Below are 12,264 nucleotides of genomic sequence, written 5' to 3'. Positions count from 1 at the left end.
CGGATTCCCGAAAAGTCCGTTAACCTGGTCGAATGCGACGACCGCGCGCCATGGTGCTGGACGAGGTGTGGCGCGAGCTCGACGGTGTCGAAGCGCTCAGCGGGCCACAGGGTGGGCCGCTGCGGCGCACCGTGAAGCTGCTGCTGGATCCGCTGGTGATCCGGCCGGTGCAGCATCCGGGCTGCGCGGGGCCGCTGGTCACCGCCGACGGCGCGACCTTGCTGGCCACCCGGGTGCACGCGAGCGCCGATGTGCTGCGCGCCACGGCGGCCTGGTTCACCGTGCTCAAACAGGTGCGCCGGGCGATGCGGATCACCGAGGGGCATCCCCAGGACCTGTACTTCCAGCGGTGTTTCGAGTTGGCGACCACCGCCGGCCCGCCGAATCCGCTGCGCGACAGGGGTATCGCCGAGGCCGCGTTGCGCGAGATCCACGAGTTCACGGCGGGGCGCACGACGCAGGCGCTGAAGGCCCACCTCGGCGATCCGGCGCGGGCGAGCGAGCTGGCGCAGCTGGTCGAGGTCGCGTGGGGGCGCAGACCTTCGAGCGCCGCGCCCGCCGTCGACCACGGGCGCTCGTTCGAGGCGCTGCTCGAGGAGGCCGCCGCGGCGCGAGTCGGCGCGGGAAACGGCAAGGGGCAGTATCTGTTCGACAGCCTGATCGCCGCGCACGCCGGGGCACACTCCGGAATCACGCTGTGGCACCGGGAAACTCGGGCTCATCGCTACGGACTCACCACGCATGCGGTGCCGCACGCACCCACGATCGGCGCGTCGGCGTCGAAGGCCACCCTCGGCCTGCCGCTGGACCGGACCATCTACGAACGCGTCTTCACCGTGTTGCAGGCCTCCACCGAGCGGGCCGAGCTGCCCGAGATCCCCGAGCTGGTCACCTCCGAGGTGACGCGCAGCTGTGCGCCGTGGGCGCTGCTGGACGAATCGCTGCGGGTGACGGCCGCGGCGGGAGCGGCTCTCGCCGTGGGATTTTCGCCCATTCACACCGGCGGCGGAGCGCTGCGGCGATTGGGCACCGCGCCGGAGACGACGGAGTCGACGCCCTTGCGCTTGATCAACGGGCGCTGGCGGCGGGAGTCCTATGTATTACAGGCCCGCCGCCTCGTGATAGATCCGGCCGCCGACCTGGCCGCCTCGAACCCGCTGGCCGCCATCGCCGCCGAACTCCGCACGCCCTGGCAGCCGTATCTGCGGCGGCTGTGGGTGCGGCTGCACGGCCGGGATGTGCGGGAATACCCGATCTTCGATCCGGATGAGCTGTGGGATCTGCTGGACGGCGTGGCCCGTTCGGTCATCCTGGATCACCGCGCCCGGGTCAAGAAGGCGCTCAGCGCGGATAGCTTCGCCGCCGCTGTGGAATCGAGGGTGAGCTGATGACCGAGGTCACCCTGTTCCGCAGCGACGATCTGCTCGGCATCGTGCCGCCGGGCGCGCCCACCGTGCTCGACGACGCACCCGAACACGACGTCATGGTGCTCGAGGTCGTCGGCGGGCACCTGAGTTGGAGTGTGCTGTCCGGGCAGGCGATTCCGGCCGCGATCATCGACGATCTCGACGCCGCCCAGGAATGGATCTGGGCGATCTACGGCGAACCCGTCGCGCTGGCGGTGGCCGACTATCGCGGCGGGCGGGTCGAACTCCCGGCGCGGCCGGAGCTGCCGCGCCTGATCGGCCAGGCCTGGCGGCTCGGGTACGCGCACTGGGCGGCCCGCTGGTGGCCCGCCTCCACCCTCGACGGGATCGCCGCGCTCGACGGTGCGGCACTCGAGCAGGACATCGCCGAACTCACCGAGCAGTGCGAGATGCTCGTCGACGGAGCCGACGACCCCTTCGAGCCGCCGCGCACCGCGAATACCGCCGTCCGGCAATCCGATTACGCGCTCGCCGCCGGCGGGGACGGGCGCGGCGCCGTCCTCACCCTGGACCGCGGCGTCGCGGGCTGGGATTGGCGCGACTGCCCGCCCGGGCTGCTCGACGCCTCCGAGCACGCCGTCACCTGGGAGCTGGCCCGCGACGCCGGGCTCACGATCGCCCGGGTCACCGTCGTCGCCGCACCCGGCCTGACCGGCCCGGTGCCCGCGCACCTGCGCCCCCGAGCCCGGATCGCCGAGGCCGCGGAGATCGAACTCGAGCTCACCGGAGACGCCTGGGTCGGGCAGACGCCGGTCGCGGGCGAGGAGTCCGTCACGGTCGAGGTCTATGTGCCCGGCGTCGCAACACCCGGCGGTGACGAACGGAACGGGCTGGAAATCCGCACGCGGATCAGAGAATTCGCCGCGCAACGGCTGCGTCGCGCGGCACAGCCCGAAACCGGGGCGTTCGACGCGCCGTTGCGCGCCGAGATCGCCGCGGCCGCCGAGGACTCGGACTTCTGATGAGAGCGCGCGGGCTCGCCGTCTTTCGATCCGGGCTGGTGTGGATCGGCGCGCGGTTTGTCCACAGCGATCCCCAGTCGGTGCTCGGTCGGAGCTCTGCGCTTGTCCACAGGGGCCTCCCGCGAGTCGCTCGGGGCGATTCGACGGCTGTCCGCGACGACCGCTCGCGGGCCGCTCGAGGTGGTTCTGCGACGGACCACGGCACTCCCCAGTGGGTTGCTTACGGCGACTCGTCGGACGCTCGGGGCGACTCGGCAGCCGCTCGCGGCGATCTCTTGCAAGCCGCTCGAGGCTATTCAGCAACCGTCCACAGCAGCACCTCGCGGGTCGCTCGGTGCGATTCGGCAACTGTCCACAGTGTTCCCCAGCGTGCTGCTCGAGGTGTTCCCCTGCGTGCTGCTCGAGCCGATTCGGCGACGGTTCAGAGCACTCTCCGGTGGGCCGCTCAGGGCGACTCGGCAAGTATCCACAGCGGTCCCCAGCTTGCCGCTCAGGGTGATTCGGCAACCGTGCGCAGCGACCTCCCGCGAGTCTCAGCGACTGTCGGCAGCAGCTTCCAGCGGGTCGCTCTAGGTGACTCGGCGACCGTTCGCGACGGCCTCTCGGGAGCCGCTCGAGGCGATTCGGCGACGGATCACAGCACTCCACAGCGGGCCGCTCAGGGCGACTCGGCAACTATCCACAGCGGTCCCCAGCCTGCCGCTCAGGGTAATTCGGCAACCGTTCGCAGCGACCTCTCACTCGCCGCTCGAGGCGATTCAGCGGCTGTCCACAGCAGCAGCTCGCGGGCAGCTCGGTGCGATTCGGCAGTTGTTCACAGGAGTCCCCAGCTTGCCGCTCGAGGTGATTCAGCAACCGTCGAAAGCCGGCCTCGGCGGATCGCCGCGGGATGCTGCTCGGACGCTGAGTGCCGCTGGTCGCAGCAAGCCGCGCGGCAGCACGGTGCGTCCGTGTTTCGCGGGGTTTCGCGCGCGGCGGTGCCGGATCTTGTTGGGAGAGTGTGATGGTGGTGGACGACGGGCGCGCGGTGTTGCTGGCCGGGGCGGAGGCGTACCAGCGCGGTGAGGTGGCGGAGGCGCTGCGGATCTTCTCCGAGGCGGTGCGCACCAGCACCGGGCCGCTGCGGGTGAGTGCGCTGATCAATGCCGCGAGCATGGCCGACGAACTCGGCGATCACGCGACCGCGCTCGGCTGGTACCGGGAGGCGCTGGCCGAGATCCCGGACGATGCGATCGAAAAGCGTTGCAGCGCACTGGTGAACGTCTCGCAGGCGCTGCAGCATCTCGGCGAGCTGGATCAGGCGCAAGACGCGCTGGAGCAGGCGCGCACGTTGCTCGCCGGGAGCGGCGAGGAGCTCGGCATGCTGCGGGTCGCCTGCCTGCTGTCGCTGAGCGCGGTCGCCTTCCATCGCGGCCAGTGGACCCGCACCATCGAGATCGCCACCGAAACCCTGGACACGGCAGTCGGTTTCGCGCCGCACCTGGCCGGTCACCCGATGTCCACCCTGGCCGGGGCCTACTTCGAAACCGGCCGCCGCGATCTCGCCCTCGATTTCGCCCGCCAGGCGCTGGCCGCGTTCGATTCCGCGGGCGACATCAACGCCGTCGCCGAAACCCGTCAGAACCTGGCCACGATGTATATCCGCCTGAACCAGCCGGACGAGGCCGAGGGACTACTGCGCGCCAGTCAGGAGTATTTCGAGCAGTCCGGCCTCGCCCATCGCGCGGGCATCGGCTGGAAAACCCTGGGCTTCCTCGCCGAGGGCCGCGACGACCTGGCCCAGGCCCTGGATCTCTACGGCCGCGCCCTGACTCACTTCCGCGACTCCGGCGCCGTCCTGGACGCCGCCGACGTGCAGGTCCGCCTGGCCACCGTCGCCTACGCCACCGGCCGGATCGACGAGGGCGAAACCCTCCTGGCCGAGGCCTACACCGCCTACGCCGAACGTGGCCTCGGATTACATTGCGCCCAAATCGATTACTGGCACGCCCAACTACTCGAATCGATCCGCGAGTACGCCCTCGACCCGGCCTCGGTCCTGACCGCCGCCACCGACCTGGCCATCACCTCCGCCCTCGCCATCGACGCAGTACGCCACACCTTCCCCAACGGCAACCAGCGTCAGCAGTGGAACAGCCAAATCGCCGACCCCGCCATGCGCCTGGCCTTCCACCTCGCCTACCTCTCCAACGACGGCCGCCTACTGTCCGACCTCATCGAAACCCAGTGCGCCGGTGCGACTTTGCAACTCAACCCCACCGACACCACTGGTACCAGGCAATTCCCGATCGAAATGCTCGATCCCCCACCACCACCCACCCCAGGAACCGACGCGCTGGCAATCGACGAGAGCGTCTCCGACGCCACAACAGTTGGGCAGACGGAACCACTCGCGGCGGGCGGACTCGGCACAGTGTCGGACAGGCTCGACATAGCAGCGGCCGGACTCGACGCTGTGGCGGACGGGCTCGGCGCGGAAGCCGGCGCGCAGATTCCTGGGGCGGACAAGCCGGGCGCTGCGGCGGATGCGCCAGACGGACCGAATCCCGCAGCGAGCGCAGCAAGTCCTGCGACAGACAGGCCGAGTCCTCCAGCGGCCGAGCCCAATAGTGCTGCAGCGAGCGAACCGAGTGCGGCAGCGGATGCCTTCGACCCGGGTGCGGACACAGCGGAGCTTGTGTCGGACTCCGCGAGCGGTGAGCCGCAGATCGAGCCGGACGCGGCACTGCCGCCGGCAGACGATGCATCCGATCGCGAACTCACGGCCGTCTCGAACGGCCCCAAAGTGCAGGCGGGACCGCTGGCCGCGGGCGGACCGAGCGCACCGGTCGCCACGCTCCGACTGGCCTCGGCGCTGGCGGATGTCGCTGCGGGCGAGGGCCTTCCGGTCGCACTACCACCTCGGCTACTCGTGCGGGCCGATGGCCGCATCGCGCTCGCCGACTACATCGCGGCCGCGGAGCAGCGGTATGGCCGGCCGGTGCGCGACGATCGGGTGGTTACGGCATGACGCGGACTGCGGCGCAACCGGTTGTGGTGGTGCGGATGGCCGATGCGGGTGATCTGTACATGTCGTGGCGGTGGGAGGGGGATGTCGGGCCGGGTGGGGTGAGCATGCTGCCCGGTGCCGCGATCGATGAGGTGGTCGCACGGCTGGCTGCGGCGCTGCCGGAACCGGGGGCGGCCGGCGGGCTGGAGCGGGCGTTGACCAGCGGCGATTTCGCCACGCTCGAGACGGAATATGTGCTGGCGCGGGATCTTTCGCGGGCACTGTTCCCCGCGGGGTTGGCCGAGCAGCTGGCACATCTGCACGGTCAGGGCATTCGCCCCCTGATCCGTTTGCAGCCCGCACCGCGCGTCGCCCAGGTGCCGTGGGAGATTCTCGCTCCCGCACCGGAGTTGCGCCTGCTCGACCTCGCCGATCTCAGCCTGCTCGCGCCCGCGAGCATCGTCGGCGCACCCGGACGGACCGTGCGCGGCTGGGCCGAGCACCAGCACCTACCGCTGGTCGCGATCCTGGACCCGCGGATTCCGGGTTTCCGCGCCGACTCCGCCCTGGGCTCGGTCCTGGGCCGCATGGACACGCCCTCCGCGCTGACCGAGCGCATCACCGAATACGTCGCACAGCAACGCTTCACACCCGAGCTGGCCAGTCCTTTCGACGCCTTCCGCCGCACCGATCTGGACCGCGACTGGCTCAGCACCGCACTCCGCAAGGGCGCGAGTCGCCTGCTCTACGTCGGCCACGTCACCGCCGCGGCCCCCGAATCCGGCCAGAGCGAAAACGCCGAACTGCACCTCACCTGCGGCGCGGACGCCACCGGCTTCGCGCCCGCGACCCGCACACACCGACCGCTCTCGGCCAAAGATTTCCTGCTCGGCACCCACACTCTGACCCCGGAACCGGCAGCGGGCAAAGACCTTTGGCCGATCCCCAGCCGCGTCGCACTGATCGCCTGCGAAAGCGGCGGCGACCTGCGCTTCACCGAAGCCCTCGGCCTGACCGCCGCCATGATCGCGGCCGGCGCGCAACTCGTCACCGCTACCCGCTGGCCCCTCCCCACCGACCTGGCCTTCCAACGTTTCGCAGACACCACGGCGCGCCCGCTCCTGGACACCATCTGCGCCGTCGACACCGCTCACGAACAGCCCGACCCGGTCGCCACCCTCCTCACTTGGCAGCGTGCGCGGCTGGATTCCTGGCGCACGTCCGGCCGCATCGAGCACTCCCCCATCCTCTGGAGCGCTCTGGCCACCATAAGTACTTAGGTAAGTCGCCGGGAAAAGTACTTATAGACGACTGATTCGCCACCCCCTCACCGAGCCATAACGTAGTTCTCACCACAGAGAAACACCAGCTCACAGAGGAAAAGCCATGAACGAGATCGTCTCCCAGTACCTCGAAACCTGGAACACCACCGACCCCACCACCCGCCACGCCGCCATCACCCGCCTGTTCACCACCAACGCCACCTACACCGACCCCATGGCCGCCGTCACCGGCCACACCGAACTCGACGCCACCATCGCCGCGGTCCAGACCCAATTCCCCGACTGGACCTTCCGCCTCGCCGGCCCCATCGACGCCCACCACAACCAGGTCCGCTTCACCTGGACCCTCGGCCCCACCAACGGCCCCGCCCTCATCGTCGGCTTCGACGTCGCCGTCATCACCGACGGCAAAATCTCCGCCGTCTACGGCTTCCTCGACAAAGTCCCCGCCACCGCCTGACCCCCTCAAACCCCTTTTGCGAGAAAGAGACCCACCATGACCACCACCACCGCCCCCACCATGCTCACCGACCTCCTGGCCCCCGGCCCGAAACTGCTGCGCCTGTCCCTGCGCCTGGACGCACTCATCACCGGCGTCAACGGCCTGGCCTACCTCGCCCTCTCGGGCCCCTTGGAATCCCTGCTCGGCCTCGACCGCACCCTGGGCCTGGGGATCGGTGTCTTCCTCACCCTCTACGCCCTCGCCGTCACCGTCATCGGCGCACCGGCCAACCCGAACACCACCGCCGCCCGCACCGTAGCCACCGCCAACACCGCCTGGGTCCTGGCCAGCCTCACCGCCCTGGCCACCGGGGCCCTGGAACTGAACCTGACCGGTTCGATCTGGACGGTCATGCAGGCAGCAACGGTCGGCGCTTTCGCCGCCCTGCAGTACGCGGGAATCCGTAAAGCATCCTGACCCCCACCGCACGCGACGACGCGGCACCGATCACGGTGCCGCGTCAAACGCGTTTCTACCGCTGGCGAGGAAAGACAGTTGCGCCAGCGAGAGCAGTCGAGCACTCTAAGGCCCAACTTTCGTAGATCGAGAGGAAACGCTGTGGAACGCTCATTCGCATCTATTCCGGTCGCACAAGATTCGAACGCCCCCTTACCCTTCGGCGATGACGCGCCGGAGTGCCGGAAGAAGCAATTGGAGCAGCAAAGCAAAGCCTTCGGGGAGCTACGTGCTCTCGAAGAGCAGTGGGGTATCTGCGATTGACACAAGGTTGATTCCATGATCAGCGGTTTCGGTGACACTGCGACGGATGGCGTCATCGACCGCGTGCCCACCCCGATCACTCATTGCTCAGTATCCGAACTTCGGTCGCTCAGCCGGTCTCATCCGCCCTGCGCGAACCAGCAGGGTCTTGGCGTAGAGCTTGATCGGGCAGATAGTGATCGGGCACTCGATATGGTGTTGCATCACCAGGACGGCGGACTCGATGTCGAGGCCGTCTCGAGGGACACTGTGGTCCGAGGGCTGGAGACCGAATTCAGGAATCATGAGAACCTCCGATGGGTGCGACGTCATCGGAGTCTGCGGTGCACCACGGTCCAGCCGCGCCGCCGCCGGTGCCTCATCTAGCGCAATACGTCTCTTCTGTGCCTCATCCAGGAACTATTCGCCGTAGACGTCGAGGGGAGTCGGTGTGGGAACGGTTCTCAAAGCACTACTGCAACAACGTCATCTGCAAACCGTCGCGGCGTTCAACCGTCACTACGATCACCTTGCGGAGCAGATCGAGCCGGGGTCGGTAGGAGCCGGTCCGCGCAAGGCCCAGTTCTATCGCTGGTTGTCCGGAGATTTGGTCGGTCTCCCGTATCCACATCACTGCCGGATCCTCACCGCCATGTTCCCCGGCTGGGCCATCAACGATTTGTTCGCGCCGTATACGGGTCTCCAATCACTCGAGGAGAACCACTCCCGCTCGACAACACTTCCTCAGCCGACGACGGCCGACGTCGAGGCAGTGTTTCCGACACGGACCGAATTCATCCAGTCGATGCCGCCGACGGAGATTCTTCGCGCGAACCGCCGGATCGACGCCATGGGACTGTCTCTGAATCTCCTGTGCCAGCATCTTTCCGACTCGACCGTTCGCGGGCTCGTGGAGTCGGGCACAACCCTGCGCTGCCTCTTCCTCGATCCCGGAGGCGTCCATATCCGGAATCGTGAAGCGGAGGAAGGACACGAACCCGGTGTTCTCGTCAATCTGACCGAACTCAACATTCGCTCCCTGGAGCGGATCCGTCGCGGGGCGACACCTGACGCCGCCGCGCGCATCGAGTTGCGAACCTATGACCAGCCTGTGCGATTCAATATTACGGTCGTCGATTCGGAGGTTTGTATCGTGCAGCCCTATCTACCCGCCTGCAGGGACGTGGAATCGCCGACCTTTGTCTGCCGCAAGTCTCCCGCCGCCGGCGTATTCGACTGCTTCAGTGGAGTTTTCGCGTCGATGTGGGAAAACGGGAACACGGTGGAGAAACGGTGACAGCGGAGTTGCTGGGCATCGCCCGAGCCGTGGTCGCGGAGGGTGCCGAGATGCTCGGAACCGCTGAGCGTGGATCAGTGCACGTCAAGGGCGATCGAGACTTCGTCACGGATCTCGATCAGCGGATCGAAGATGCGCTGCGCGGCAGGCTCGCGGAGATGACTCCCGATTTCGGTTTTCTCGGCGAGGAATCGGCCCCGGAGGCCCGCGACGCGGAGTATCTATGGGCACTGGACCCCATCGACGGAACATCGAACTTCATTCACGGTCTTCCGCTCTGCGCCGTCTCCCTCGCGCTAGTCCATCGGAATATACCGATTATCGGCGTTGTCGCGGCACCATTTCTGAATTCGGAGTACTACGGCGCTGTAGGGGCCGGCGCATTCGCCAATGGTCAGCCGATCAGGGTCAGTGGTGCCGAAAAGCTCAGCGGTGCAATCGTTTCACTGGGTGACTACGCGGTCGGCCCCGGCGCCTCTGAGAAGAACGGGCACCGCTTGGAGGTGACCGCCGCGCTTGCCCGCAATGTCGAACGGGTCAGGATGTTCGGCTCCGCGGCACTCGACCTCGCTTGGGTCGCCGAAGGACGCACGGACGCTTGCGTAATTCTGTCCAACAAGCCGTGGGACACCGCCGCCGGTGTCGTCATCGCGCGTGAGAGTGGTGCGCTTGTCACCGATTCCGCCGGGCTCCCACATGCCTTCGATTCCCCCCACACCGTCGCTACAACGCCGGGCATCGCCGCCCAGCTTCGCGCGCTACTGCGCTGAAGCGACGGTCTCAGGCGCAGGCAATCCGGATCCCGCCGAAGAGATCCGGATCACGCCGCGCAGCCGAGCTCAGTGGTCGTCGTAGTGATCCCCGTGGACGGCATGACGGTGCCCGTCGTGCAGGTAGTCGACGTGATCGCCGTGCTGGACGGAGTCGTGGCCGCAGGAGGGGCCGTGGATGTGGTCGTGGTTGTCGCAGGGCTGGTGGCCTGCGGGTTCGCACTCGTCGTAGTGGCCGTCGTGGGCGCGGTGCAGGTGGCCGTCGTGGGCGTAGTCGACGTGGTCGCCGTGCGGGACGGGGGTGTGGCCGCAGTCGGGGCCGTGCACGTGGTCGTGGGCGGTGTGCTCGAGGTGCGCGGTGGTCATCAGAAACTCCCTCTTCTCGGTGGATGAATCGGTGGTTCTGCTACCTCCGACACATTAGCGAATGCGCATCTATGCGATTAGCTGAGGATGCGCTAACCAATCGCACGCCGGAATTCGATAGGACGTGCCTTTTCGTCCGGTTCAGCGGCCTTCGGTGACGGTGGCCCGCTCCAGCGAGTCGATGGTCCGCCCGGACTTGGGCCGGTTGTCGCGCATCCGGCGATCCAGGTAATTGACCAGGTGCGTCAGCGGAATGGTCAGCAGGAGATAGACCAGACCCGCGGCGACCAGGGGCGAGAGGTTTCCGGTCTGCGCGTTGAGATCCCGGCCGACGGCGAACAGTTCGCGCTGGGTGGCGAGCAGGCCGAGGAAGTAGATCAGCGAGGAGTCCTTGATCAGCGCGATGAACTGATTCATCAAGGCGGGCAGCACTTTCCGCACGCCCTGCGGAATGATGATCAGGCGCATGGACTGCCGGTAGCTCAGCCCCAGCGCGGCGGCGGCCTCCCGCTGCCCGGTCTCCACGGACTGGATACCGGAGCGGAAGATCTCGCCGATGTAGGCGGAAGCGAGCAGGGCCAGGGCCAGCGCCCCGAGCCAGTAGGGGTTGTTGCCGGTGAGGTTGCGGCTGACCGGCCCGAGCCCGAGCCCGATCAGCAGGATGATGACCACGGCGGGCAACCCGCGGAAGACGTCGGTGTAGATCCGGGCCGGCCAGCGCAGCCAGCCGGTGCGCGAAATGCCCGCGACCGCCAGCAGCATGCCCAGGACGGTGCCCAGCACGCCCGAAACCACCGCCAGGATCAGGGTGTTCGGCAGGCCGGTCTTGATCAGATCGGGAAACGCCTTGCGGTAGAGCGACCAGTCGAAGAACGTCTCCCGCAACTGCTGCAGCGTCGACTTCGGCGCGGCCTGCTGCTGCGGCTGCTCGTCCCCGGCGTGCTCGGCGGCGATCGCCGCGAAATCCGGAACCTGCGGCGCGGGCGCGGCTTTCGACCCGGGCTTCCAGCCCGGCGGGAACTGGCGCGGCACCCAGTCGGTGTAGAGCTGGGCGTAGGTGCCGTCGGCGATGACCGCGTCCAGCCCGCTGTTGAGCGCGTCGATCAGCGGCTGGTTGCTCTTGCCGACCGCCCAGGCCGCGAAATTGTCCAGGCTGTAGGCGTTTTCGACGACGGAGGTGCCGTCACCGGGCTTGATCGCGCCGTCGGCCTGCGCGGACGGCGCGACCCACGCGTCCACCTGCCCGGATTTCAGATTGGCGTAGGCGGTGTTGTAGTCGGGGAACTTCACCGGGTCCAGGCGCAGCGTGTTGACCACGTAGTCGTCCTGGACGGTGCCCTGGACCACGGCGATCCGCTTCCCCGCGTTCAGATCCGAGAATCCGCCGATCCCGCTGCCGTCGCGCACGACGAGGGCGAAGTAGCCGAAGTCGTAGCCGTTGGTGAAGCCGACCAGTTCGCGTCGCGCCGCCGTGGTGGTGATGTTGGAGGAGCCGACGTCGAAGCGCTTGCCCGCCACCTGGGCCAGCAGCCCGGCGAACTCGGTGCCCGAGAACTGCACGCGCAGCCCGAGCTTCGCGGCGACGGCCTCCAGCAGCAGATTGTCGAACCCGGTGAACTGGCCGTCGGAGTTGACGCAGATGCTCGGCGGCGCGTCGGACAGGGTGCCGACGCTGAGCACGCCGGGGGTGATCAGCCCGAGTTTGTTCACGTCGATGGAGTTCAGCGGCGCGGTCGTCTCGGTGGTGTAGCGGTCCGGGCCCGCGGTCTCCGACGAGGCGAGGTTCTTCGGTGCGGCCGACGCCGACTCGACCCCGGCGGGAGAACACAGATCGCGGGCGGTGTCGTCGCCGGAGGCGCACCCCGTCAGCACGACGCCGACGGCGAGCAACATCACGGCGATCAACGCCCGGGACCGCGGGAAACGCAGGCTGGCCATGACGGACAACCCTATCGGCGACACACGCGAA

The 12,264-nt window shown here is 68.0% G+C and carries 10 protein-coding genes; 8 read left to right on the top strand and 2 right to left on the bottom strand.

The genetic code is table 11. The annotated features are described in order from the left end of the window. Positions 1–50 precede the first annotated feature (50 nt). The 8 genes from AB0I43_RS07635 to AB0I43_RS07600 all read left to right on the top strand — a co-directional run bounded on the left by AB0I43_RS07635 (position 51) and on the right by AB0I43_RS07600 (position 9,929). The gene (locus AB0I43_RS07635) at positions 51–1,388 is read left to right on the top strand and encodes a hypothetical protein (RefSeq protein ID WP_356972267.1); all 1,338 of its coding nucleotides are present in this window, start codon (positions 51–53) and stop codon (positions 1,386–1,388) included. After that, positions 1,388–2,389 carry a hypothetical protein gene (locus AB0I43_RS07630; RefSeq protein WP_357431557.1) on the top strand — a complete coding sequence of 334 codons (1,002 nt, stop codon included), beginning with the start codon at positions 1,388–1,390 and terminating at the stop codon, positions 2,387–2,389. Before AB0I43_RS07635 ends, AB0I43_RS07630 begins: the two co-directional genes overlap by 1 nt. A 1,003-nt stretch (positions 2,390–3,392) precedes the next feature. Next, on the top strand, positions 3,393–5,399 hold the full coding sequence (locus AB0I43_RS07625; protein WP_357431555.1) for a tetratricopeptide repeat protein: 2,007 nt from the start codon (positions 3,393–3,395) through the stop codon (positions 5,397–5,399). Then, complete coding sequence (locus AB0I43_RS07620) at positions 5,396–6,658, top strand: CHAT domain-containing protein (protein WP_357431553.1); 1,263 nt, start codon at positions 5,396–5,398, stop codon at positions 6,656–6,658. Before AB0I43_RS07625 ends, AB0I43_RS07620 begins: the two co-directional genes overlap by 4 nt. 106 nt (positions 6,659–6,764) lie before the next feature. Continuing rightward, complete coding sequence (locus AB0I43_RS07615) at positions 6,765–7,121, top strand: nuclear transport factor 2 family protein (RefSeq protein WP_357431551.1); 357 nt, start codon at positions 6,765–6,767, stop codon at positions 7,119–7,121. Positions 7,122–7,157: 36 nt separating this feature from the next. Beyond that, the gene (locus tag AB0I43_RS07610; protein ID WP_357431549.1) at positions 7,158–7,580 is read left to right on the top strand and encodes a hypothetical protein; all 423 of its coding nucleotides are present in this window, start codon (positions 7,158–7,160) and stop codon (positions 7,578–7,580) included. 733 nt (positions 7,581–8,313) lie between these two features. Further along, positions 8,314–9,159, top strand: coding sequence for a DUF5919 domain-containing protein (locus AB0I43_RS07605; protein ID WP_357431547.1), 846 nt, complete (start codon positions 8,314–8,316; stop codon positions 9,157–9,159). Next, positions 9,156–9,929: an inositol monophosphatase family protein gene (locus AB0I43_RS07600; protein ID WP_356972059.1), complete on the top strand. Its 774-nt coding sequence runs from the start codon at positions 9,156–9,158 to the stop codon at positions 9,927–9,929. Before AB0I43_RS07605 ends, AB0I43_RS07600 begins: the two co-directional genes overlap by 4 nt. A gap of 69 nt (positions 9,930–9,998) precedes the next feature. Here AB0I43_RS07600 and AB0I43_RS07595 read toward each other — a convergent pair whose 3' ends face one another. Beyond that, on the bottom strand, positions 9,999–10,298 hold the full coding sequence (locus AB0I43_RS07595; RefSeq protein WP_356972265.1) for a hypothetical protein: 300 nt from the start codon (positions 10,296–10,298) through the stop codon (positions 9,999–10,001). Positions 10,299–10,436: 138 nt separating this feature from the next. After that, on the bottom strand, positions 10,437–12,233 hold the full coding sequence (locus AB0I43_RS07590) for an ABC transporter substrate-binding protein/permease (protein WP_356972058.1): 1,797 nt from the start codon (positions 12,231–12,233) through the stop codon (positions 10,437–10,439). Between the last annotated feature and the right edge of the window lie 31 nt (positions 12,234–12,264).

Source organism: Nocardia sp. NPDC050435 (genome assembly GCF_040655395.1).
GTDB lineage: Bacteria > Actinomycetota > Actinomycetes > Mycobacteriales > Mycobacteriaceae > Nocardia.
Note: the sequence above shows the minus strand (reverse complement) of the source record. Positions and strands in the feature narration are given on the sequence as shown.